This window comes from Micromonospora sp. NPDC049204 (assembly GCF_040647935.1).
GTDB lineage: Bacteria > Actinomycetota > Actinomycetes > Mycobacteriales > Micromonosporaceae > Micromonospora.
In genome coordinates this window covers 107,023-128,298 of record NZ_JBEZDC010000021.1, presented here as the reverse complement: position 1 = coordinate 128,298, position 21,276 = coordinate 107,023, and the positions used below count along the sequence as shown (strand labels likewise).

Genomic DNA, 21,276 nt, shown 5'->3' with positions numbered 1-21,276 from the left:
CCGAGGCGCTGGAAACGGCCAAGCAGCTCGGCCTGGACTTCGTCCGGGCTGCCACCCCGGGCGTTGACCCGCGCTATGGAGTTGTGGTGGGTGACAAATGACCTGTGAGGCACCGAAGCAGGCACCACAACTCCATGATCGACGGGCCGACCGCCCCGGCCGCGCGATCTTGCGCTTACTGTCTCGGCAAAGGCGGGCATTGAACCCATATCGGCGACCGAAACTGCAGATCGGCGGCGCGGCGGCGTGGGGGCACGTTCGGTGTGCGGTTCCGAGGGCCCAGGCGTCCCCGCACGTCCCGCGGTACTCAAGATCGCGCTACTTCTTAGTTCTAGTTGCCTCCCGGCGGGCCGAGGCCACTGCATCCTGGAAGTAGTGCGATCTTGAGGGTGCTGGGCGCGGGCGGGCGCGGCGTGGGCGGGCGGCGCGGCCGTGAATCGTTTACGACATCAGCTCCACCGCGCGGCGATCCAGCCTGACCGGCCCGCCCGCGCGCACCGCTCGGCGGGACGGGCCGGTCGTCGCGAGATCAGCCGCGCAGCCAGACGGTCACGTCGGTCGGGACCGCGTTGTCGTCGTCCAGGGGTGCGCTGGCGGCGAGCACCTCGGCACCGGCCGGCACCGGCACCGACGCCGCACCGAAGTTGGTCAGCACGGTCAGCTCACCGTTGCGGAAGGTCAGCGCCTCGTCGCCGGAGGACACCCACTCCAGGGTGCCGCGACCCAGCCCGTGCTCGCGGCGCAGCCGCAGCGCCGTGCGGTACAGCTCGTACGTCGAGCCGGGCACGTCGCGCTGGCGGTCCAGCGCGTACTCCGCCCAGAGCGGCGGCTGCGGCAGCCAGCTCGCGTCGGTGGGGCCGAAGCCGTACGACGGGGCGTCGGCCTCCCACGGGATCGGCACCCGGCAACCGTCCCGGCCGCGCTGGGTGTGCCCACTGCGCGCCCAGGTCGGGTCCTGCCGGGCCTCGTCGGGCAGCGTGGTGTGCTCGGGCAGCCCCAGTTCCTCGCCCTGGTACAGGTACGCCGAGCCGGGCAGGGCGAGCATCAGCAGGGTGGCCGCCCGGGCCCGGCGCAGGCCGAGCGCGGCGTCCGGCTGCGGGTCGCCGATGCCGATGCCGTTGGGCCGTACGGTGCCGATCGGCAGGCCGAGCCGGGAGGCGTGCCGCACCACGTCGTGGTTGGACAGCACCCAGGTGGTCGGCGCGCCGACCGAGTCGGTCGCCTCCAGTGAGCGGGTGATCACCGCGTACTGGGCGGGTGCGGTCCACGCGGCGAGCAGGTACTCGAAGTTGAACGCCTGGTGCATCTCGTCCGGGCGGACGTAGCGGGCCAGCCGCTCGGCCGGCTCCACCCACGCCTCGGCGACCAGCACCCGCTCACCGGGGTAGCTGTCCAGAACCTGGCGCCACTGCCGGTAGATCTCGTGTACGCCCTCCTGGTCCCACATCGGCGGGCGCGGCTTGTCGATCTCGTTGCCGGAGAGGATCTCCTGGGGCTCCTGCCAGTCGGCCAGGTCGGCCTGCTTGATCAGGCCGTGCGCCACGTCCACCCGGAAGCCGTCCACGCCGCGGTCCAGCCAGAACCGCAGCACGTCCAGGAACTCCGCGTGCACCTCCGGGTTGTCCCAGTTGAGGTCCGGCTGGCCCGTGTCGAACAGGTGCAGGTACCACTGGCCGGGCTGTCCGTCGGCGTCCACCGTCCGGGTCCAGGCCGGGCCACCGAAGACGCTCTGCCAGTCGTTCGGCGGCTGGTCACCGGCCGGTCCGCGGCCGTCCCGGAAGATGTACCGGGATCGTTCCGGGCTGCCGGGCGCGGCGGGCAGCGCCTCCTGGAACCAGCGGTGCGCGGACGAGGTGTGGTTGGGAACCAGGTCGACGATCACCCGCAGGCTGCGGGACCGGGCCTCGGCGATCAGCTTGTCGGCGTCGGCGAGGGTGCCGAACAGCGGGTCGATGTCGCGGTAGTCGGCCACGTCGTAGCCGGCGTCGGCCTGCGGCGACGGGTAGAAGGGGGAGAGCCACACCGCGTCCACGCCCAGCTCGACGAGGTGATCGAGGCGGGCGGTGATGCCGGGCAGGTCGCCGATCCCGTCGCCGTCCGAGTCGGCGAACGAGCGGGGGTAGATCTGGTAGATGGTCGCCTCGGTCCACCAGCCGGTGACCGGGTGACCGGAGGAGTTCTGCTGCGTCGGATCGGTGTTCAGGGTCTTCTCCCGTGTCGCGGTGTGTGGATTTCAGTGTGCCCGGGGTGGTGCGGTCGAGTCCCGGACGACCAACCGAGTGGGCAGGATCACCGGTGTGTCGCGGCCGGCGTTCCGTTGACTCACGATGGCGCCCGGAGGGCGCGCCCCGAGCGGGTCGAGCAGCATTCGGGCGGCGAGCCGTCCCTGTTCGGCGGCGGGCTGGGCGATGGTGCTGAGTCCCAGCACACCGGCCAGGTCGTGATCGTCGATGCCGATCACGCTGACGTCCTGCGGCACCCGCAGTCCGGCGTCGCGTACCGCGGTCATCGCTCCCATCGCCATCTCGTCGCAGGCGGCGACGATCGCGGTCGGCGGTTCGCCACTGGCCAGCAACTCGGCGGTGGCCCGGTTGCCGCCGTCGATGGTGAAGGTGGACTCGACGTCCAGGCTCGGGTCGGGCCGCAGGCCGGCGGAGCGCAGCTCCGCCCGGTAGCCACGGCGTCGGTCGAGGTGGGTGGTGAAGGCCAACTCGTCGTCCGGGTCGCCGGAGATGTGCGCGATCCGGTGATGGCCGAGGTCGATCAGGTGCCGGGTCGCGGCCCGCGCGGCCGCGACGTCGTCGATCCGTACGCAGGGCCAGTTGGGCACCCGGCTGCCCGAACTGATGGTGACCCCGGGCAGTTCCAGAGTGGCCAGCGCGGTCAGGTCGGCCGGCCGCAGTGGCGTGGCGACGAGCATCATGGCGTCCACCCGCTTGTGCAGGTTGGCCGTGCGCAGGACCCGCTGGCGGACCTGCTCCCGTCCACCCAGGTTGTAGAGCAGCAGGTCGTAACCGGACTGGTGGAGGTACTCCTCGACCGCCTCGACGACGGTGCTGAAGAACCAGCGGGTGATCCGGGGGACCACCACCGCGACCGTGCCGGTACGGCCACCGGCGAGCCGGGACGCGCTCGGTGAGACCGCGTAGTCGAGTTGCTCGGCGGCGGCGAGCACCCGGTGCCGGGTGGCGGCGGAGACCGTCGGTAGCCCGCGCAGGGCCCGCGAGACGGTGGCCGTGGACACACCGGCCAGCCGGGCCACATCATCGATCCTCGTCACGGTTCCCCCGCTCGGTGCCCGATGCGCCCGCCGCCGCCCGAGGGGTCCGGCGGCGGCGGGCGCATCGGGTCAGCCCTTGACGCTGCCGGCGAGCAGACCTCGCACGAAGAAGCGCTGCAGGGACAGGAAGACAATGAGCGGTACGACGATGGAGACGAACGCGCCGGCGGTGAGCCGCTGCCACTCGTTGCCCCGGGTCCCGGCCATCTCGGCGAGGCGGACGGTGAGCGGGGCGGTCTCGTTGCCGCCACCAGCGAAGATCAGCGCGACCAGCAGGTCGTTCCAGACCCAGAGGAACTGGAAGATGCCGAACGCCGCCAGCGCCGGGGTGATCAACGGCAGCACGATGCTGCGGAAGATCTTCGGGTGGGTGGCCCCGTCGACCCGGGCCGCCTCCATCAGGTCTCCGGGCAGCTGCGAGATGAAGTTGTGCAGCAGGAAGACGGCGAACGGGAGCGCGAAGCAGGTGTGGGCGAACCACACCTGGGCGAACTTCTGTTCGTCGACCAGGTCCCAGGCCGGCATCAGGGTGACGCCACCGAGGGTGACGCCGGTGGAGAAGAACTTCAGCAGTGGCACCAGGGCCATCTGCAACGGCACGATCTGCAACGCGAAGATCGCGATGTAGACCCAGTCCCGGCCGCGGAAGTTGATCCAGGCCAGCGCGTACGCGGCCAGGCACGCGAAGGCGAGGGGGAAGAGCACCGACGGGATGGTGATCGCCAGCGAGTTGATGAAGGAACCGGCGAGCTGTCCGGAGGACGACGACCGCCCGAACAGGACCTGCTGGTAGTTCTCGAACGTGAACTGCGGGTTGGTGAAGGCCGTCCACCAGCCGGTGGTCTTGATCTCGTCCTCCGGTCGGAGGGAGGAGACGAGCAGGCCGAAGGTCGGGATGGTCCAGACCACCGCGATGATGACCGAGACGAGGGTCGCGGTGCGGCTGTTCAACCGCTTGCGGACCCGTCCGGCGGCGGTGGTCGGGGTGCCGTCGGTCTGCTGGGCGCCGGCGGCGACGGTGGGCGTTGCGGTGGTCATCTCAGCCCTCCCGCTGCTGACGGAGGTTGCGGATCTGGTAGATCACGACCGGGATGACCAGGATGAAGAGGAAGACGGCGAGCGCCGAGCCCTGCCCGTTCTGGCCGTACCGGAACGCCTGGTTGTACATCTCGCTGGCGATCACGCTGGTGTCGTAGTTGCCGTTCGTCGAGGTCCGGACGATGTCGAAGACCTTGAGCGTGGCGATCGTGAGCGTGACGACCACGACGATCAGCGCCGGCCGGATGCTCGGCATGGTGATCTGCCAGAACATCTGCCAGGGGCTGACGCCGTCGAGCCGGGCGGCTTCCACGATGTCGCCGGGGATGGCCTTGATCGCGGCGGAGAGCACCACCATGGCGAAACCGGCCTGGATCCAGACCATGATGACGATCAGCAGCAGCGTGTTCAGTGGTGATTCCAGCAGCCACTGCTTCGGCTCACCGCCGAGGCTGACCACGATCTGGTTGAGCAGACCGATCTGGTCGCCGTCACCCCGGTAGGCGTAGACGAACTTCCAGATGATGCTGGCGCCGACGAAGGAGATGGCCATCGGCAGGAAGATCAGTGACTTGGCCACCGCCTCGAACCGGGCCTTGTCTACGAGTACGGCGTAGAGCAGGCCGAACCCGGTCGCCACCAACGGGACCAGGAGCACCCAGACCAGGGTGTTGATCAGGACTCGGACGATCGAGTCGTCGGAGAACATCCAGCCGTAGTTGCGCAGACCCACCCAGTTGGTGCTGCTTCCGTCCATCAGGGAGAGCAGCGTGGTGCGAATGGCCGGCACGACCAGGCCGATGACGAGCAGCAGCAGCGTCGGCAGCAGGAAGAAGAACGCGAAGAGCCCCTCCCGCTGCTTGCGTCGGCGAGGCAGCGGACCCCCGCCCACGGAGGCGGCGACGAGCTGGGCCTCCCGCCGACGGGCGAACCAGGCCGGCACCACGTCGAGCAGCAGGAGCAGACCACCAACGACCACCACGAAGGCGACCAGCCCGTACATCAGCATGAGGAACTTCGGCTGCTGATCGGCGAAGTCGAACTTCATCAACCCTCCCTTCCGGGTCCACCTCGGCCGGTGGCCCGGCCCGCGAGCGCGGACCGGGCCACCGCCGGGATCACTTAGGCCAGCTGCTCTCGATGCCCTGGAGCACCGGGGCGGTCGGCTTGCCGTTCAGCCACTCGACCATGCCCTTCCAGAACGTTCCCGCGCCGACGGCGGCCGGCATCAGGTCGGATCCGTCGAAGCGGAAGGTGCCCGTCTTGTCCTGGAGGATCTGGACGGAGAGCTTGTCGATCGGGCTGGCCACGTTGGCGATGTCCAGCTTGTTGTTCGCCGTGACCCAGTTGCCGAGCTTCGCGCGGCTGTTCACGTACTCGGCGGAGACCAGGTAGGTCTGCACCGCCTGGACCTCGGGACGGTCGGCGTAGCCGACGACGAACTCGCCCGCGCCCAGCACCGGCTTGCCCTTGGCCGGGTCGATGGCCGGGAGGTAGAAGGCGAACGCGTCGCCGTCCTCGGCCACCTTGGTGCCCTCGGGGAACTGGTTGGCGTAGAACGACGCCTGTCGGTGCATCGCGCACTTGCCGGTGGTCACCGGCAGGCCCGCCTCCTGGAAGGCGGTGGTGGTGATGCTCTTGACGCCGCCGAAGCCGCCGTTCATGTACTTGTCGTTCTTGAGGATGCTGCCGGCGCGGTCGACCGCGTCGACGACCTTCGGGTCGTTGAACGGGATGGCGTGGGTGGTCCACTGGTCGTAGACCTCGGGGCCGCCCGTCCGCAGCAGCACGTCCTCGATCCAGTCGGTGGCCGGCCAGCCGGTGGCGTCACCGGACTCGACGCCCGCGCACCACGGCTTCATGCCGCTGGCGGCGATCTTGTCGCTCAGGGTGATGAGCTGGTCCCAGGTGGTCGGGACCTCCCAGCCCTTCTCCTTGAACGTCTTCGGCGAGTACCAGACGAAGGACTTCACGTTGGCGCCGAGCGGCACGCCGTAGAGCGTCCCGTTGACGGTGCCGTACTTCAGCCAGTCGGCCGGCATGTTCTGCTCGGCGAGGGCCTTGGTGTCGGCGCTCAGGTTCTTCAGCTTGCCGGCGTCCGCGAAGCGCTTCACCAGGCCCGGCTGGGGCACGAAGGCGATGTCGGGGGCGTTGCCGCCGTCGACCCGGACGGGAAGCTGCGCCTCGAACTCGCCGCTGCCCTCGTAGTCGATCTCGATGCCGGTGCACTTGGTGAAGTCCGACCACGAGCGCTCCAGCAGGTCGGCCTCGGCGTCACGGATGGACGCGTAGATCGAGACCTTCTTGCCGTCGTGGCCCTCGTACTTGTCGTATGCGGCGCACTCCGCGGAGCCCGCGTTGTTGCTCTTCTTGTCGTCGCCGGTACCGCAGGCGGTGGCGCTGAGCGCCAGCCCGAGTACGCCGGCGATCACGAAGGCCTGGCGTGGTCTGGTAAAGACCGCCATGCCGTCCTCCTTCCTAGCCGGCGCGGTCGTGCTGGTGACCCGTCGCCGGTCCGATTGGGCGTGCACACATGTAAGCGCTTGCATTCGCTCCGGTCCACCCCCTGTCAGACACGAGCGAGTAACAATCCGGAAACCTGCGGGCTGCCTGGTGGGCGCGCTGCCATCCCGAATCCTGGACTCTTTCGAAGATTGACGATATCTGTCAGGCTGGGCGCACCGGATCGAAGGTTTTCGACATAGGAGGAGCTGCATGCGCAAGCGGTGGATGAGCCTGCTGGTGACGGGTCTGCTCGTCGGGGGAACACTGGTGCCGGCGAGCCCGGCGCTGGCCGCGCCGACCTTCAAGGTGCCTTTCCCGTGCGGCCAGTCCTGGTCCGGCCAGACCAGGTCGGATCACAGCCCGGCGTACGCCGTCGACTTCAACCGCACCGACGACGTCGGCGACCCGGTGGTGGCCAGCGCCCCGGGCACCGTCGACCGGGTGACCGACCTCGGCGGCACCAGCTACGGCAAATATGTCCGGATCAACCACGGTGGCGGTTACAGCACCTACTACGCCCACCTGACCGGCTTCAACGTCTCCGTCGGGCAGACCGTCGCCTACGGCAAGGTGCTCGGTTGGGTCGGCAGCACCGGCGGCTCGACCGGCCCCCACCTGCACTACGAGCAGCGCCTCAACGGCAGCGACATCCAGGTCCGCTTCAACGGCGGCCTCGGCCTCTACTGGGGCACCAAGACCTACACCAGCGACAACGGGTGCTCCTCGGGCAGTGGCAACGGCACGGTCGACACCAGCGGCACCCCGCTGACCGTCCGCTCCGGCCCCGGCACCGGGTACGCCTCGGTGGGCACCGTCGCCGACGGCGCCCGGGTGACCATCGCCTGCCAGACCAGCGGCACGACGGTCACCGGCACGTACGGCACCAGCTCGATCTGGGACCGCATCGGCTCCGGTAGGTACATCGCCGACGCGTACGTCTACACCGGCTCGGACGGTTACATCCCCGGCGTGCCCCGCTGCTGACCCGGGAACGGCCACGGTCCCGGCGGTCGGCACCGCCGGGACCTGTCGGTCAGGAGTTCAGCTGCCAGATCGACAGGTTCAACGCGGCGGCGAAGGTGACCCAGGCCCAGTAGGGCAGCAGCAGCGCGGCCGCCACCCGGGACACCCGGGCGAACAGCACCACGGTGAGCCCGATCGCCAGCCACATCACCACGATCTCGGCGAACGCCAGCCCGTACTGTCCCGCGCCGAAGAACAGCGGGGTCCAGATGGCGTTGAGCACCAGTTGCGCGGTCCACGCCCAGAGGGCGGTGGAGAAGCCAACCCGGCGCCACACCAGCCAGCCGGCCACGGCGATCAGCGCGTAGAGCAGCGACCAGACCGGGCCGAACAGCCAGGAGGGCGGCGCCCAGTCGGGCTGCCGCAGACTCGCGTACTCGTCGGTGGTGCCCTGCACCCCCAGCCCGCCGATCGCGGCCGCGACGAAGACGGCCGCGGCGAAGCCGACGAGGGCCCACCACCGTCGCCGTCCGGAGGTCCTCGAGGCGCTCTGAGTTATCTCCATGGTCGAGATAATTTCCCAGCAGCGTCCGCCCAAACCGCCGACGGCGGCACGATCGCCCACAAAAAAGCGCCGGGATCGCCCCGGCCGGTGCTCCTGTCGGGAGGACGGAGCTCCGGTCGCGGCGACCCCGACGGGTCCCGGTTATGACGGCGTGCGAACGCTAATTGAAGATGCTGACACCACCCGGGCCGACCAACAGCCCGACAACGATGAGGACGATGCCCCACAGGATCTGCCGGCGGAACAGCGCGAGGATGCCGGCGACCACGAGTACGACTGCGAGAATCCAAAGAATCAGCTCCATGACCTCTGAATACCCGACTGACTGATCGTGGAAACCTGGTCGGTGTCAAGTTGATCGCCCACGTGGAACACGCTGTACGCCTGCTTGATCACCGGGTGCGCGACGTTGCGTACGCGTACCCCACCGGGGGTCGTGCCGCGCTCGGTGCCGGCGTGTGCGTGCCCGTGCAGGGCCAGCGCCGTGGGTGCCGAGTCGATCGCCTGACCCAGCTGGTACGACCCGAGGAACGGGTAGATCTCCAGCGGTTCGCCGACGAGCGTGTCCGGCACCGGTGCGTAGTGGGTGAGCGCGACGAGCATGTCGCAGTCCAGCGAGCGCAGCGCGGCGCCGAGGCGGTCCGCGCTGTCGGTGGTGGTCCGCACGAAGGACTTCATCTCCGGCTCGCCGAAGTCACTCGCGCACCGCCCGGCGAACCCGCCGCCGAAGCCCTTGACCCCGGCGATGCCGAGCCGGCCGCCGGCGCAGTCCAACACCACGCCGTTGCCCTCCAGCACGGTGATGCCCGCGTCCTCGAGCACCTTGACCACCTGGGGCACCTGGTCACACTGGTGGTCGTGGTTGCCCAGCACGGTCACCACCGGCACGGCCAACCCACCGAACTCCTCCGCCACGCAGCGCGCCTCGGCCTCGGTGCCGTGCCGGGTCAGGTCCCCGGCCAGCAGCAGCACGTCGGCGCACTCCGGCAGCTCTTCCAACGCCGGCCGGAACCGTCCGACCACGTCCTCGTCCAGATGCACGTCACCCACCGCGGCGATCCGGATCACCATGGAACCCTCCCTCAGGGCAGTTGCTCGATCTCCGTGGGCGCCTGGGCGCGGATCACCCCGATGTCGCTGGCGATCGGTACGTCAGGAAAGCGTTCGGACACCCGGCGCAGGATCTCCGCCCGCCGGTGCGGACTCTCCACCTCGCCGTAGAGGACGAGGGCGCGTTCCCGTCGGACCACGGTGATCCCCTGTTCGGCGACGGCGGGGTCCTCGGCGAGCAGCCGCTGGATCTCCGCTTCGACGTACTCGTCGGGTGGTGGCCCGGCGCCGATGTCGCGATGATGGGTCACGATGTCCCCTCTCCTGGCTGGGTGCCGACCGCCGGCACCACCTCCAGCCGGTCCAGCAGCACCAGGAACGCCTCGGCGTACGGCGAGTGCTGCGTCTCCTTGCGTACCCGATCCCAGTCGATCTGCTCCCGCAGCGACCGGGCCAGTGGCAGGCCGCGGGCGAAGTCGCAGTAGTGCTGGGAGAAGCTGAGCAGTTTGTGCACCATCAGCTGGGTGGCGGACAGCACCGGCATCTGGATCGCGTCCACCGGCCGGATGACCGTGTCGGCGAACGTCTCCTCGGTCACCGGCGTCTCGATCGGCCGGTGGATGAGGTCCACCATCCGGCCGTCGTCGAAGACCTTGACCAGCCAGTCCTCCGGTGGTCGCTGAGCGACGAAGCCGGCGGCCACCAGGACCTCCAGGGCCTGTTCCACGTCGGCCTCCCGGATCAGGAAGTCGACGTCGTGCTCGCTGGAGTGGCCCCCGTGGGCGTAGACGGCGAAGCTGCCGCCCAGGGCGAACGGGATCTCGGACTGCTTGAGCACGGCGGCGACCTTCTTGAGGGTGTGCACCAGACTCTCGTCCCCGCGCTCAGCCATCTGGATCTCCCGTCGTGTTGGTGGACCGGCGGTTTGGGTTTCAGACTCCCGTACCCGGCATTCCGGTCGGCCACACCTCCATGAGACGCGGTCGGGTGGCAACAGGGATGAAACATCACAAACCTCGCGGAGCCGATGCGCGGGTCGGATAATCTGTGGAGGGTGGCCAGATCATCGAGGATGCGACGCGGCGGGGACCGGTTGCGCACCGTCGCCCTGATCGGCATCGACGGCTCGGGCAAGACCACCCAGGCGCACCGGTTGGCCGACGCACTGACGGCCGCCGGGCGCCCCGCCACCTACCGACGCAACGCCAGCGGACGCCGTTGGCTCGGCCGGCTGGCCCATCGGCTCGGACGGCCGGACGCCCAGCGGCTCGTCGGGCGCGACGGCGTGCTGGCGGTGGAGTCCGTGCTGCGCTGGCTCGCCATCGCCGTAGCACTGATCACCTGCCTGCTCACCGGCCGGACGGCGGTGATGGACCGCTACTCGGCCTGCCAGTACGCGAGCATCCGCGCGCATGGTGGGCACCGGTGGGAGCGGCTGGCCCGCGCCGGTTACCGACTGTTCCCGACCCCGCAGGTGACCTTCCTGCTCGCGGTCGACCCGGCGGAGGCGTACCGGCGCATCGAGGAGCGCGGCACCGACCACGAGACGATGGGCTGGCTGACCGCTGCGGACACCGCCTACCGGGCGCTCCCGGAGTACCCGAGCTTCGTCCTGGTGGACGCGGGCCGCCCGACCGAGGAGGTGACCGAGCAGATCCAGGCGCACCTGGAGACCTGGCTGCCGACGGCCCCCGGGCCGGCGGAGGGAGATGGCGACCCGTTGGTGGCTCAGGCCCGCCCGTAGACCGGCACGGTGGCGCCGCTGGTCGGCGCGGAGTCGGCCGACGCGAGGAACCGGATCACCGACGCGATCTCGGCCGGGGCCACCCAGCGGGAGTGGTCGGCGTCGGGCTGGGCGGCCCGGTTGGCCGGGGTGTCGATGACGCTTGGCAGCACGGTGTTGCAGCGCACGTTGTGGGACCGGTACTCCACGGCGACCGCGTTGGCGAGGGCGAGCACCGCCGCCTTGGCCGTCACGTAGCCGGCTGCGCCGGGGAACGGCGTGATCGCCGCGCGGGCCGCGACGCAGACCACCGCGCCACCGCCGGCCGCCACCAGGTGGGGCAACGCGGCCTGGGTGACCAGGTAGGTGGGCCGCAGGTTGACGGTGAGCATCCGCTCGAAATCCGTCACCGGCGTCTCGTGCACCAGGCCGCCACTCGCGTACCCGCCGGCCAGGTTGACCACCGCCCGCAGCGGCGCGGCCGGCGCGTCGGCGGCGGCCTCGACCGCCCGCGCGGCCCCCTCCGGTTCGGCCAGGTCCGCGACCAGCCGGACCACCTGGTCCGCCGCCGGGCCCGAGCCGGGCCGGGCGGTCCGCTCCGGTACGACCACCCGCCAACCCGCCTCGACGAACGAGGCCACCACGGCCCCGCCAAGCCCCCCGAACCCCCCAGTAACCAAAACGCTCCGCCCCGCCATAGAACCCACGCTAGTACCCCCACACCCCCCGCCGCGCCCCCACACCCCCCGGCCCCTGCCCCCGTCGATCATGAGGTTATTGCTGCGACACGCCGAGGTGAATGGCTACAACCTCATGATCGCTGTCTGCGGTGGGCAGATTGGTGGGGTTGTTTGGAGCGTGGGGGTGCAGGATCGGCGGATGCGGATCCTCATTCTCGGTGGCACTCGATTCCTCGGCCGGGCAACGGCCCAGCTCGCCGTCGAGCAGGGGCACGAGGTGACCTGTGCGGCCCGGGGCGTGTCTGGCGCCGTACCGGCCGGGGTCCGTTTCGTGCCCGTGGACCGGGACGACCCCGAGGCGCTGGCACCGCTCGCCGACGCGGGTTTCGACGCCGTGGTCGACGTGACCCGCCAGATCAGTCACGCCCGGTACGCGCTGGCCGCGCTTGCCGAGCGGGTCGACCACTGGTCCTTCGTGTCGACGATCTCGGTGTACGCGGACAACACCACCCCGGGTCAGACCGCGTCGGACGCGCCAGTGCTGGCACCGGCCCCACCCGAGGTTGACGGCCCGGTCGGTCCGGACCACCGCTGGTACGGCGAGTGCAAGGTGAGCATCGAGCGGCTGGTCCGGGAGCGGATGGGTGTGGACCGTTCGTTCATCTGCCGGGCGGGGTTGATCGTCGGCGCGGAGGACCCGAGCGACCGCTTCCCGTACTGGGTGCGGCGGCTGGCGGCAGGTGGAGAGGTGCTCGCGCCCGGTCGGCCGACCGACCGGGTGCAGTTCGTGGACGTCGCCGATCTGGCGGCCTGGCTGCTGCATGCCGCCGACACCGGCCTCACCGGCACGTACGACGGCACCGGGCCGGCCATGTCCCGCGCCGACCTGCTGCACGGGGTCGCCGCCGGGCTGGGTGTCGCCGAACCGGTCCTCACCTGGGTGGAGCAGGAGTTCCTGCTGGCCCACGAAGTCCGTGAGTGGTCGGGGGAGCGGGCCCTGCCGCTGTGGGTGCGGCTGCCGGAGAACGCCGGCCTGATGGACCGGGACGCGCGTCCGGCTCTGGGCGCCGGGCTGGCGGTCCGTCCACTGTCCGACACTGTTCGGGCGACCGCCAACTGGATGAGAGCGGACCCCGCGGCCGTCCGGCAGGGGGGACTGGACCCGGCGGATGAGGCGGCGGTGCTGCGGGAGTGGCAGGCTGTGCGGGACCGGTGATTCAGCCGTCGGCCGTTTCCGTCGTAACGGCCAGTCATGGTTGACGCTCACGCCAGGTGAAAGTAAGTTTCATCCGTGGCGAAGAGTCCGAAGATTTCTGCGAGTCAGGAGCCCGGTGGGCTGATCGTCCACATCAGTGGGCTGCTGCCGTCGCTGTCGCCCGCCGAGCAGCGGGTTGCCCGGCTGGTCGTCTCCGACCCGGCCGCTGCGGCCAGGCGGACCATCACCGACCTCGCCACCGCGGCGGAGACCTCGGAGGCGACAGTCATCCGGTTCTGCCGTTCGGTCGGCATGGACGGTTACCCCCAACTGCGGATCCGGCTCGCCGCCGAGGCCGCCCGCCGGATCGAGCCACCGGACGCCCGGGTGGTCGGCGGCGACATCCCGCCCGGTGCCGACCTCGCCCAGATCATCGCCACCATCGCGTTCAACGACGCCCGTGCGGTCGAGGAGACTGCCGAGCAGCTCGACCCCGCCGTCTGTGAGCAGGTGGTCGAGGCGATCAACAGCGCCGGTCGGATCGACATCTACGGCGCTGGCGCCAGCGGGTTCGTCGCATCGGACTTCCAGCAGAAGCTGCACCGCATCGGCCGGATCGCCTTCTACTTCCCGGACGTGCACACCGCGCTGACCTCGGCCGCGCTCCTCGGTCGGGGTGACGTGGCGATCGGCATCTCGCACAGCGGCACGACCTCCGACGTGATCGAGGTGCTGGAGCAGGCCCGTACGCGAGGTGCCGTCACCGTGGCGCTCACCAACTTCCCGCGCTCGCCGATCACCGACGTGGCGGACTTCGTGTTGACCACTGCCGCCAGGGAGACCACCTACCGCTCCGGCGCGACGGCCAGCCGGCTTGCCCAGCTCACCGTCGTCGACTGCCTCTTCGTCGGGGTGGCCGCCCGCAACCGGGCTCGGGCCCGCAAGGCCCTGGAGTCGACCGCCGAGGCGGTCCAGTCGCACCGGGTGGGTGCCAACCGGAGGCGGCCGTGACGGCCGGTGCGGTGGAACCGGACGCAGACCTGCCCGCACCACCCGCCCGCCCGACAGTCCGGGTGGGCGCACCCACCGAACGGCGTAACCCGCTGAGCGTCGACCTCGACCTGATGTCGACCCGGGACGTGCTCACCGTGATCAACGAGGCGGACCGGCGGGTGCCGGCGGCGGTCGCCGGGGTGCTCGACGAGATCGCCATCACCGTCGACCTGGCGGTCGAGGCGCTACGCGGCGGCCACCGGGTGCACTACTTCGGCGCCGGCACCTCCGGTCGGCTCGGCGTCCTCGACGCGGCCGAGCTGGCCCCCACCTTCAACTCGCCCCGGCACTGGTTCTGCGCCCACCTCGCCGGCGGTCCGGACGCCATGTGGCGGGCCGTGGAGGACGCCGAGGACGACGACCGGGGCGGCGCGGTCGAGGCGGCCAGTTGTGTACGCACCGGCGACCTGGTGGTGGGTCTGGCGGCGAGCGGACGCACCCCGTACGTGCTCGGGGCGCTCGCCGCGGCCCGTGCCAAGGGCGCCTCGACGGTGTTGCTCTGCGCCAATCCGGAGGCGGAGGCCGGCCGGTCGGTGGACGTGTTCATCGGGGTGGACACCGGACCCGAGGTGGTCACCGGGTCGACCCGGATGAAGGCGGGCACGGCGCAGAAGTTGGTGCTCAACACGTTCTCGACCGCCGTCATGGTGCGCCTGGGTCGGGTCTACTCGAACCTCATGATCGATATGGTGGCCACCAACGCGAAGCTCCGCGGCCGAATGATCTCGATTCTGGTCGAGGCCACCGGCTGCTCGGAGGAGGTTTGCCGGCAGGCGCTCGCCGAGGCCGACGGTGACCTGAAGACGGCGCTGGTCTCCCTGGTCTCCGGTGCCGAGGTGGACGCCGCCCGGGCCGCGCTGGCCCGCTCCGCCGACCAGGTACGCGGAGCCCTCGCACTGCTCGCCCCGTAGCCGTACGCCCCCGGGAAGCGAACGGGGCTTCGGATTGTTCACTTGGCCGGGGGGTAATAACACCCCCGAGGATGAACCGACCGGTCCTTCGACGCGTATCTGGCAGTGACCAGGATCGCAGCGTGGTGGTGACCCGGGTCGCTGTGCCCCCACGGCGGGCGGTGTTGCCATGGTGCGTAACCCGTGCGTGGTGCCCAGCGGCGAGCCATCCGACGGGATGCTGACAGCAAACGTGGACCGTGCTCTCAGCTACTACTCAGGCATTCGTGACACTTTCGACTCACCACACGGAATCCCCGGCACTTCTCATCTGTTGTGTAGGTGTCAGCACCGATGGGCACAGCAGAAGTTACCAGGGGTTGACGGACGTGGGGAATGGCTAGGAACCGGGCAACCGGCGCGAGCGAGGGGACCGTGGGCAACGTGGACAAGAACATCGGCATGCGCACCGATCAGGTAGCCGAGGAGCGCGACCTGGTCGGCGTCTACCTGCACGAGATCTCCCGGACGCCACTGCTGGACGCCGCCCGGGAGGTCGACCTATCCAAGGCGATCGAGGCTGGCCTCTACGCCGAGCACCTGCTCGGTGAGGAAGCCGTCCCCGCCGGTGTGGACCGGGCCGACCTAGAGTGGCTGGTCGTCGAGGGGGAGCGGGCGAAGGATCTCTTCATCCGCGCCAACCTCCGACTGGTCGTGTCGATCGCCCGCCGTTACGTGCGGTCGGGCATGCCCATGCTGGACCTGATCCAGGAGGGCAACACCGGCCTGGTCCGGGCGGTCGAGAAGTTCGACTACGAGCGCGGCTACAAGTTCTCCACCTACGCCACCTGGTGGATCCGTCAGGCGATCAGCCGGGCGATCGCTCAGCAGGAGCGCACCGTCCGTCTGCCGGTGCACCTCGTGGAGGACGTCAACCGGATGCGCAACGTGGCCCGGCAGTTGACCCGTGAGCTGGGCTCCGACCCGGAGCCGGAGCAGATCGCTGCCTCCCTCGGCGTCACCGTCGAGCGGGTCAACGAGCTGCGCCGCTGGTCGCAGGACACCGTCTCGCTGGACACCCCGGTCGGCGACGACGGCGACACGAGCCTCGGCGACCTGGTCGCCGACAGCGACGCGCCGTCGCCGGAGGACATCGTCCTCAGCGGCCTGGAGCGGCAGCGCATCGAGGGGCTGCTCAACCACCTCGACGACCGGTCCGCCGGCATCATGCGCGCCCGCTACGGGCTGGAGGACGGCCGGGAGCACTCGCTCACCGAGGTCGCGTCCCGGTTCTCGCTGTCCCGCGAGCGGATCCGGCAGTTGGAGATCCAGGCCCTCGGCCGGCTGCGTGAGCTGGCCCGGGCGGAGGGGCTGCAGGCAGCCTGACCTGGTAGTAACAACGGCGAACGGCCGGCGTCCGATAGGGGGACGCCGGCCGTTCGCCGTTGTCGGGTCAGCTAGCGGACCCGGCCGTAGCCCTGGATGGACATCATGTTCATGCCCCGTTTGAGCACGTTGCGGCCGGCGCTTGGCGCGTCGATCACCTGGCCGTCGCCCACGTAGAGGGCGACGTGCCCGAGCCCGCTGTAGAAGACCAGGTCACCCGGGCGTAGGTCGCCCCGCCCGATGTGCGCGACGGCACTCCACTGCATCCGGGTGTTGTGCGGCAGGGACTTTCCGGCCGCCCGCCAGGCCGCCGAGGTCAGCCCGGAACAGTCGTAGCCGTTCGGTCCGTCGGCTGCCCAGACGTAGGGCTTGCCGACCGCGCCGAACGCGTATCGCACGGCGGCGCCGGCGTCACCGGCCACCGCGGGCACGTTCTTGGCCTCGGCCGCCGCCGCCTTCGGCGCGGGACGCTCGGTGGCCGCCCCGTACGCCTGCCGACGCAGCTCGTACAGCTTGGCCAGGTCCTGCTCGATCTGCTTCCTGCCCGTCGCGAGCTGACGGGCCTGCGCTGCCTGCCGGGTCAGGGTGGCGTCCAGGCTGGCCTTCTCGTCCAGCAGCCGTCGCTGGTCGGCGGTGAAGCCGGAGATGCGCTCCTGCCGTTGGCGGGTCAGCTGGTCGAGCGTGCCCAGCCGGTCCAGCAGCGCGGCGGAGCCGCCGGGACGCAGCAGGGCGTCCGCGGTCCGCAGGCCGCCGCTCTTGTACGCCGTGGAGGCAAGCTCGGCCACGTCGGCCCTGCTCTGCTCGACCTGCTGCTCCAGCGGGCCGATTCGGGTCTGTAATCGGCCCACCGTGGCCTCGTTGGTCTTGATCTCCTCACGCAGCTTGTTGTACGACTCCACGACCCGTTCCAACTCGGCCGAGGACGTCTCGATCCGGCGGGTCAGTTCGGCGGGGGACGGCTCGGCGTGCGCCACCGCCGTCGGGGCGATCAGCGCGGCCGACATGCCGGCGAGCGCCACGGTACGCAGCAGGTTTCTCAGGGATGACAAGAGCGGAAGGCCCCTCTCCCACGGCCGCCGGGGCTGCTGACGCCCTCGGCGACACCGGCCGGGGCCATCCGGGCGGACGGCACTGGGCCGGACCGGCGCAACCAACCTAACCCGGGACGGATGTCGCTCGCAGTTGAAGCAGGGGCGAAAGTTGGGCGAGTGGCGGCTCATGTTCCTGCGTGGGGTGGAGCTGCTGAGACCTGTGGGGGCGTGAAAAGGCCTTTTCGTCACCGGCTGGCAGATATGCGACTTTCGTCGTTCCGGGCGTATCCCGTCGGATCACCGGCCGCCATAACCGATAAAAGCTGAAATGGATGCTGTTTCTTGGTGATGTCCCTCGCGGGGGTGGCTGTCGACAACCGGCAAATGCGGAGGTCGGCTGGCGACGCACCAACACAATGGGGCTGACGCCGGGAATCCCGTCGGCAGACAGCCGCAGCCGTCACCGCCGGTCATCTCGGTCAACCGTCCCCACGGGAGGAACCGTGAATCGTGAAGGCGCACGTGTGCGACCGCCGCGATCGGTGCCAGGCGGCCGGTCGACCCTGCTCTACGCGCGGCCCGGCATCATCGTGACCGCCGACCGGTTCACGGTCGGCCGGACCAGTTACCGGGTCGCCGACCTGACCCATCTGCGTACCACCCGGGGTCCGCACGACCGGATCGCCGTCCGGGCCGTCGTCATCACCGCCAGCATGCTCGGCGGCGTCGGGCTACTGCTCGGCTTCACCGGCGGGCTGCACCGCCTGACCGCCGGTGCGTACCTCATCCTCGGTGCGGTGTTCCTGCTGCCGGCCGCGCTGGCCGTGGTCGGCGACCGCTGGCGCCCACCACCGCACGAGCTGTGGGGGTGGTACGGGGGAGCGGAGATGCTGCTCTTCAGCGCCGACGACGAGCGGCAGTTCGGCCAGGTCACCCGGGCGCTGCTGCGCGCACGGGAAATGAACCGACTCGGCGGCTGGGTCGACCCGCTCGCCTCGGCCGAGCCGTGGCGGCCCAGCCGTTGAGCCGACGGACGCCGAGCGCGCGTCGGCCCCACCGGCCGCTCAGCGGGCGACCGGCTCCGGGGTACGGGTCTCCTGCGGTGCGGCCACCCAGGCGCTGACCCGGCGCTCGGCGTAGAAGGAGACGAACGGCACGGTGCCGGCCAACATCACCAGCAGCATCCGCTTCAGCGGCCAGTCGGCCCGACGGCTCAGGTCGAACGCCGCCACCAGGTAGATCATGTAGAGGAACCCGTGCGCGGGCCCCACCGTCTCCACCACGACCGCGTTGTCGAACACGTACTTCAGCGGCATGCCGATCACGACCAGCAGGATCAGCACGACACCCACGATCCAGGCGATCGCGCGGTAACGGGTAAGGGCAGCGCCCACCTTCGTCCGTCCTTCCGAGCCCGGCTCAGCCGGGATAGTCACCGGGTCGGGCGCCCGGATTGGCGCTCAACCATGACAGGTAGTGGTTGTAGGCGGCCAGGTCCGTGTCCTCGACGGCGTCGTCGCCGGACGGCCCCCGGGACACCCGCACCGGTCGGCGTACCACCGGTCGGGACCCGGTGGCGACCGTCGGCGCGGGCTCGGTGGCCGGCTCCGCCGAAGGCGCGTCGCTGTCGGTCGCCCGGCGACGGGCCAACTTCACCTCACGCCACCAGACGTAGACCACGAAGCCGGCGAAGATCGGCCATTCGACCGCGTACCCCCAGCTCAGGCTGTTGCCGGCGGCGGCCCGGCTGATCTGCCACCAGCCCAGCCCGAGGAAGCCCACGACCAGCACGACCATGGCCACGTGACGTGCGATCCACGCCGGGGTCCAGAGCCGCCTCATGGCATCGAGAGTACCGGGGGCGCCGCCGGTCTCCGACACGGTGTCGTAGTTGTCGCGTGGCCGGGATGGTTTGGCGACACCGCGCCTGGGCAATCGTCTAGACGCCAGCCCAAACGAGATCAAGGGGGGCGATGATGACCGGATCGGTACGTGAGGACGGCTTTGCGTCCAGCGGCAGCACGGACATGAGCCCGGAGCAGCGGGTGCCCGAGTGGAGTGGCGATGACCTCGCCGACCCGGCGGGCGCTCTCGACGGCGACCTGCCCGGCGTCGACCCGACGGAGCTGAGCGACGAGGATCTGATCCGCGAGATGCACAGCCTGCACCGCACCCGCCTGGACACCCTGCGGCACGCGGCGGACTCCGCGCTCGCCAACCATCTGCGTCGCACCGCGGAGCTGGAGACCGAATACCTGGCGCGTCACCCGGGCCGGGAGGTCGACCCCAACCGTCTGCGGGACTCCTGATGGCGGCGCGCGCCGTGCGCGGGATGTCCGCGCCACCCGAGGTGGTCTTCAACACCGCCACCGACCCCAACCGCGCCTCCGCGTGGCTGCCGGAACCGCTGCGCGGCGGCGGTAACCCCACCGCGGAGATCAGCGGCGCGGAGTTGCGCGCCCGGTGGGGTGGCGACGCCGACTGGTCCGCCGAGATCCGGGTGGAGTCGGCCGACTCCGGTGGCGCCCGGATCCAGCTCGATCTGGCCGACGGTACGGACGGCTCAGGTCCAGACCAGTTGGCCGACGAGGCGCTCACCAACCTGGCACGCGAGGTCGCCGACAACCTCCAGGCCGGCTGAGGCGGCCCCGCGGGACGCCGCTCCCGCACCACCACGAGATAGTGAGGAGACCGGGTGAGCGACACTGGCCTGCGACAGAAGGCGGCGCGGTTGCGCCGGGCGTACGCGCCGCACGAACACCGGCCGCTCGGCGGTTACCTGGTGGCCATGGGTGCCTACGCCGGGGTGACCGGGGCGCTCGCCGGCCTGGTCAAGGCGACCGGCCGGCCGGTACCGGAGCGCCCCGCCGCGTCCGACGTGGTGTTGCTCTCCATCGCCACGCACAAGCTGAGCCGGCTGCTGTCCAAGGACGCGGTGACCAGCCCTCTGCGGGCGCCGTTCACCCAATATGACCGTCCGATCGGCAGCGGCGAGGTGATGGAGCAGGTCCGCGACTCGGGCAGCCCGACCCGGCATGCCATCGGCGAGCTGCTGAGCTGCCCGTTCTGTCTGGCGGTCTGGGTGGCCACCGGGCTGACCGGGGGTCTGGTGCTCGCACCCCGGCTGACCCGGCTGGTGGCCACCGCGCTGACGGCGGTCGCCGCGTCGGACTTCCTCCAGATGGCGTACGCGACGGCGCAGCAGGCCGCCGAGGGTGGGCACCACGACGACGACTGACCGAATGGACGCGCAAAAACGGGGGCCGGCGGACGCCGGCCCCCGTTGTTCGTACCTGTCTCAGCGCTCCATGCCGGACCAGCCGTGCGGCGACTCCGGCTCGCGTTCGTCCTCGTCCGCCCCGGTGACGATGTCCCGGTCCACGGCGGTGCGGTCGTGTTCGTTGGCGAAGTCCGGCTCGGGCGTGGTGTCCCTGCCCTTCGGCGGTTGACCCAGCGCCGGCACCTTCTCGTCGTGGTCCTCGTGGTGCGTCATGTCGGTGTCCCTTCTGCGGTGGCCCCAGCGGTGGAACCGCCCAGGTCGCTCAGCCGATGAAATCGCCAGGTCGCTCAGCCGATGGAACCGCCCAGCAGGTCGCTGGCCTCGTCCACCGAGTACTCGCCCTCGGGCAGCGCGTCGATGCGCGCGAGCAGATCCGGCGGAAGCTCGGCGGCCACCGCCTGGCGGTAGATCTCCGCCTGGGTGACCCGCTCCTGCGCCCGGTAGACGTCGTTCAGCAGGTCGTCGAGGGCCCGGGTGTCCGGCTCGTCGGGCACGAATGCGTCGTCGGTCACGTCGATCAGCTACCCGGGGCGGAATCGGTCAAACGTCACGCCGGTGGCCCGACCCCACGTCCCCTGGCGGGCCCCGCCCCAGGCACACATACAGCGCCGCCCCCGGCCGTTTGGCCGGGGGCGGC

General features: G+C 70.5%; 26 protein-coding genes. 10 read left to right on the top strand and 16 right to left on the bottom strand.

Annotated elements, in window-relative coordinates; genetic code table 11:
• Window positions 1-529: 529 nt before the first annotated feature.
• From AB0A90_RS30995 to AB0A90_RS30975, 5 genes are all read right to left on the bottom strand, one after another.
• Entirely contained in the window at window positions 530-2,203 is a 1,674-nt protein-coding gene (locus AB0A90_RS30995; protein ID WP_357254788.1) for a glycoside hydrolase family 13 protein, read from the bottom strand.
• Window positions 2,204-2,233: 30 nt separating this feature from the next.
• Window positions 2,234-3,280, bottom strand: a complete 1,047-nt coding sequence (locus AB0A90_RS30990; protein WP_357254763.1) for a LacI family DNA-binding transcriptional regulator — start codon at window positions 3,278-3,280, stop codon at window positions 2,234-2,236.
• A 69-nt stretch (window positions 3,281-3,349) separates the two neighbouring features.
• Window positions 3,350-4,318: a carbohydrate ABC transporter permease gene (locus AB0A90_RS30985; RefSeq protein ID WP_357254761.1), complete on the bottom strand. Its 969-nt coding sequence runs from the start codon at window positions 4,316-4,318 to the stop codon at window positions 3,350-3,352.
• 1 nt (window position 4,319) lies between these two features.
• Window positions 4,320-5,366, bottom strand: coding sequence for a sugar ABC transporter permease (locus AB0A90_RS30980; protein WP_357254759.1), 1,047 nt, complete (start codon window positions 5,364-5,366; stop codon window positions 4,320-4,322).
• A 70-nt stretch (window positions 5,367-5,436) separates the two neighbouring features.
• Window positions 5,437-6,783, bottom strand: a complete 1,347-nt coding sequence (locus tag AB0A90_RS30975) for an ABC transporter substrate-binding protein (RefSeq protein ID WP_357254757.1) — start codon at window positions 6,781-6,783, stop codon at window positions 5,437-5,439.
• Between the two features lie 250 nt (window positions 6,784-7,033).
• Between AB0A90_RS30975 and AB0A90_RS30970 the strand changes: the two genes are divergently transcribed.
• On the top strand, window positions 7,034-7,807 hold the full coding sequence (locus tag AB0A90_RS30970; RefSeq protein ID WP_357254755.1) for a peptidoglycan DD-metalloendopeptidase family protein: 774 nt from the start codon (window positions 7,034-7,036) through the stop codon (window positions 7,805-7,807).
• Window positions 7,808-7,856: 49 nt separating this feature from the next.
• On the opposite strand, the gene AB0A90_RS30965 is transcribed toward AB0A90_RS30970, so the two are convergent.
• From AB0A90_RS30965 to AB0A90_RS30945, 5 genes are all read right to left on the bottom strand, one after another.
• A complete protein-coding gene (locus AB0A90_RS30965) occupies window positions 7,857-8,351 on the bottom strand; it encodes a TspO/MBR family protein (protein WP_357254753.1) in 495 nt (164 codons plus the stop codon).
• A gap of 160 nt (window positions 8,352-8,511) precedes the next feature.
• Complete coding sequence (locus AB0A90_RS30960; RefSeq protein WP_007464364.1) at window positions 8,512-8,655, bottom strand: GPGG-motif small membrane protein; 144 nt, start codon at window positions 8,653-8,655, stop codon at window positions 8,512-8,514.
• Window positions 8,646-9,422, bottom strand: a complete 777-nt coding sequence (locus AB0A90_RS30955) for a metallophosphoesterase (RefSeq protein WP_357254750.1) — start codon at window positions 9,420-9,422, stop codon at window positions 8,646-8,648. The genes AB0A90_RS30960 and AB0A90_RS30955 overlap by 10 nt, the downstream gene beginning before the upstream one ends.
• A gap of 11 nt (window positions 9,423-9,433) precedes the next feature.
• A complete protein-coding gene (locus AB0A90_RS30950; protein ID WP_357254748.1) occupies window positions 9,434-9,712 on the bottom strand; it encodes a hypothetical protein in 279 nt (92 codons plus the stop codon).
• Complete coding sequence (locus AB0A90_RS30945) at window positions 9,709-10,293, bottom strand: nucleotidyltransferase (protein ID WP_357254746.1); 585 nt, start codon at window positions 10,291-10,293, stop codon at window positions 9,709-9,711. Before AB0A90_RS30945 ends, AB0A90_RS30950 begins: the two co-directional genes overlap by 4 nt.
• A 180-nt stretch (window positions 10,294-10,473) precedes the next feature.
• Between AB0A90_RS30945 and AB0A90_RS30940 the strand changes: the two genes are divergently transcribed.
• Complete coding sequence (locus tag AB0A90_RS30940; protein WP_357254744.1) at window positions 10,474-11,145, top strand: thymidylate kinase; 672 nt, start codon at window positions 10,474-10,476, stop codon at window positions 11,143-11,145.
• Here the strand turns inward: AB0A90_RS30940 and AB0A90_RS30935 are convergent.
• Complete coding sequence (locus AB0A90_RS30935) at window positions 11,130-11,822, bottom strand: SDR family NAD(P)-dependent oxidoreductase (protein WP_357254742.1); 693 nt, start codon at window positions 11,820-11,822, stop codon at window positions 11,130-11,132. The genes AB0A90_RS30940 and AB0A90_RS30935 overlap by 16 nt on opposite strands.
• 181 nt (window positions 11,823-12,003) lie before the next feature.
• Between AB0A90_RS30935 and AB0A90_RS30930 the strand changes: the two genes are divergently transcribed.
• The 4 genes from AB0A90_RS30930 (at window position 12,004) to AB0A90_RS30915 (ending at window position 16,328) form a co-directional block, all read left to right on the top strand.
• Entirely contained in the window at window positions 12,004-13,020 is a 1,017-nt protein-coding gene (locus AB0A90_RS30930) for an NAD-dependent epimerase/dehydratase family protein (RefSeq protein ID WP_357254740.1), read from the top strand.
• A gap of 75 nt (window positions 13,021-13,095) precedes the next feature.
• Window positions 13,096-14,010 carry a MurR/RpiR family transcriptional regulator gene (locus AB0A90_RS30925; protein ID WP_357254739.1) on the top strand — a complete coding sequence of 305 codons (915 nt, stop codon included), beginning with the start codon at window positions 13,096-13,098 and terminating at the stop codon, window positions 14,008-14,010.
• On the top strand, window positions 14,007-14,963 hold the full coding sequence (gene murQ, locus AB0A90_RS30920) for an N-acetylmuramic acid 6-phosphate etherase (RefSeq protein WP_357254737.1): 957 nt from the start codon (window positions 14,007-14,009) through the stop codon (window positions 14,961-14,963). The genes AB0A90_RS30925 and murQ overlap by 4 nt, the downstream gene beginning before the upstream one ends.
• A 375-nt stretch (window positions 14,964-15,338) precedes the next feature.
• On the top strand, window positions 15,339-16,328 hold the full coding sequence (locus AB0A90_RS30915) for a sigma-70 family RNA polymerase sigma factor (RefSeq protein ID WP_357254735.1): 990 nt from the start codon (window positions 15,339-15,341) through the stop codon (window positions 16,326-16,328).
• Between the two features lie 71 nt (window positions 16,329-16,399).
• Here the strand turns inward: AB0A90_RS30915 and AB0A90_RS30910 are convergent, their stop codons facing one another.
• The gene (locus AB0A90_RS30910) at window positions 16,400-17,377 is read right to left on the bottom strand and encodes an NlpC/P60 family protein (protein WP_357254733.1); all 978 of its coding nucleotides are present in this window, start codon (window positions 17,375-17,377) and stop codon (window positions 16,400-16,402) included.
• Between the two features lie 506 nt (window positions 17,378-17,883).
• Here AB0A90_RS30910 and AB0A90_RS30905 point away from each other — a divergent pair.
• On the top strand, window positions 17,884-18,384 hold the full coding sequence (locus tag AB0A90_RS30905; RefSeq protein ID WP_357254731.1) for a DUF6232 family protein: 501 nt from the start codon (window positions 17,884-17,886) through the stop codon (window positions 18,382-18,384).
• A gap of 39 nt (window positions 18,385-18,423) precedes the next feature.
• Here AB0A90_RS30905 and AB0A90_RS30900 read toward each other — a convergent pair whose 3' ends face one another.
• Both AB0A90_RS30900 and AB0A90_RS30895 read right to left on the bottom strand, forming a co-directional pair.
• On the bottom strand, window positions 18,424-18,753 hold the full coding sequence (locus AB0A90_RS30900) for a DUF3817 domain-containing protein (RefSeq protein WP_357254729.1): 330 nt from the start codon (window positions 18,751-18,753) through the stop codon (window positions 18,424-18,426).
• 25 nt (window positions 18,754-18,778) lie between these two features.
• Window positions 18,779-19,201 (bottom strand): hypothetical protein, encoded by a 423-nt coding sequence (locus tag AB0A90_RS30895; RefSeq protein ID WP_357254728.1) that lies wholly within the window; start codon window positions 19,199-19,201, stop codon window positions 18,779-18,781.
• A gap of 131 nt (window positions 19,202-19,332) precedes the next feature.
• On the opposite strand from AB0A90_RS30895, the gene AB0A90_RS30890 reads away from it, so the two are divergent.
• The 3 genes from AB0A90_RS30890 to AB0A90_RS30880 are packed head-to-tail and all read left to right on the top strand — an operon-like array spanning window position 19,333 to window position 20,597.
• Window positions 19,333-19,668 (top strand): DUF6158 family protein, encoded by a 336-nt coding sequence (locus AB0A90_RS30890; RefSeq protein WP_357254726.1) that lies wholly within the window; start codon window positions 19,333-19,335, stop codon window positions 19,666-19,668.
• Window positions 19,668-20,000 carry a hypothetical protein gene (locus tag AB0A90_RS30885; RefSeq protein ID WP_357254724.1) on the top strand — a complete coding sequence of 111 codons (333 nt, stop codon included), beginning with the start codon at window positions 19,668-19,670 and terminating at the stop codon, window positions 19,998-20,000. Before AB0A90_RS30890 ends, AB0A90_RS30885 begins: the two co-directional genes overlap by 1 nt.
• A 54-nt stretch (window positions 20,001-20,054) precedes the next feature.
• Window positions 20,055-20,597, top strand: a complete 543-nt coding sequence (locus AB0A90_RS30880) for a DUF1360 domain-containing protein (protein ID WP_357254722.1) — start codon at window positions 20,055-20,057, stop codon at window positions 20,595-20,597.
• Between the two features lie 60 nt (window positions 20,598-20,657).
• Here AB0A90_RS30880 and AB0A90_RS30875 read toward each other — a convergent pair whose 3' ends face one another.
• Both AB0A90_RS30875 and AB0A90_RS30870 read right to left on the bottom strand, forming a co-directional pair.
• Window positions 20,658-20,852 (bottom strand): hypothetical protein, encoded by a 195-nt coding sequence (locus tag AB0A90_RS30875; RefSeq protein ID WP_357254720.1) that lies wholly within the window; start codon window positions 20,850-20,852, stop codon window positions 20,658-20,660.
• Window positions 20,853-20,926: 74 nt separating this feature from the next.
• Window positions 20,927-21,151 carry a hypothetical protein gene (locus tag AB0A90_RS30870; RefSeq protein WP_357254719.1) on the bottom strand — a complete coding sequence of 75 codons (225 nt, stop codon included), beginning with the start codon at window positions 21,149-21,151 and terminating at the stop codon, window positions 20,927-20,929.
• Between the last annotated feature and the right edge of the window lie 125 nt (window positions 21,152-21,276).

Bases quoted from the DNA above. Each gene is read 5' to 3' on its own strand.
- AB0A90_RS30940 (WP_357254744.1), top strand. From the start codon at position 10,474: ATGCGACGCGGCGGGGACCGGTTGCGCACCGTCGCCCTGATCGGCATC.
- AB0A90_RS30960 (WP_007464364.1), bottom strand. From the start codon at position 8,655: ATGGAGCTGATTCTTTGGATTCTCGCAGTCGTACTCGTGGTCGCCGGC.
- AB0A90_RS30875 (WP_357254720.1), bottom strand. From the start codon at position 20,852: ATGACGCACCACGAGGACCACGACGAGAAGGTGCCGGCGCTGGGTCAA.
- AB0A90_RS30985 (WP_357254761.1), bottom strand. From the start codon at position 4,318: ATGACCACCGCAACGCCCACCGTCGCCGCCGGCGCCCAGCAGACCGAC.
- AB0A90_RS30965 (WP_357254753.1), bottom strand. From the start codon at position 8,351: ATGGAGATAACTCAGAGCGCCTCGAGGACCTCCGGACGGCGACGGTGG.
- AB0A90_RS30970 (WP_357254755.1), top strand. From the start codon at position 7,034: ATGCGCAAGCGGTGGATGAGCCTGCTGGTGACGGGTCTGCTCGTCGGG.
- AB0A90_RS30930 (WP_357254740.1), top strand. From the start codon at position 12,004: ATGCGGATCCTCATTCTCGGTGGCACTCGATTCCTCGGCCGGGCAACG.
- AB0A90_RS30885 (WP_357254724.1), top strand. From the start codon at position 19,668: ATGGCGGCGCGCGCCGTGCGCGGGATGTCCGCGCCACCCGAGGTGGTC.
- AB0A90_RS30955 (WP_357254750.1), bottom strand. From the start codon at position 9,422: ATGGTGATCCGGATCGCCGCGGTGGGTGACGTGCATCTGGACGAGGAC.
- AB0A90_RS30935 (WP_357254742.1), bottom strand. From the start codon at position 11,822: ATGGCGGGGCGGAGCGTTTTGGTTACTGGGGGGTTCGGGGGGCTTGGC.
- AB0A90_RS30980 (WP_357254759.1), bottom strand. From the start codon at position 5,366: ATGAAGTTCGACTTCGCCGATCAGCAGCCGAAGTTCCTCATGCTGATG.
- AB0A90_RS30895 (WP_357254728.1), bottom strand. From the start codon at position 19,201: ATGAGGCGGCTCTGGACCCCGGCGTGGATCGCACGTCACGTGGCCATG.
- AB0A90_RS30890 (WP_357254726.1), top strand. From the start codon at position 19,333: ATGATGACCGGATCGGTACGTGAGGACGGCTTTGCGTCCAGCGGCAGC.
- AB0A90_RS30945 (WP_357254746.1), bottom strand. From the start codon at position 10,293: ATGGCTGAGCGCGGGGACGAGAGTCTGGTGCACACCCTCAAGAAGGTC.
- AB0A90_RS30915 (WP_357254735.1), top strand. From the start codon at position 15,339: ATGGCTAGGAACCGGGCAACCGGCGCGAGCGAGGGGACCGTGGGCAAC.
- AB0A90_RS30975 (WP_357254757.1), bottom strand. From the start codon at position 6,783: ATGGCGGTCTTTACCAGACCACGCCAGGCCTTCGTGATCGCCGGCGTA.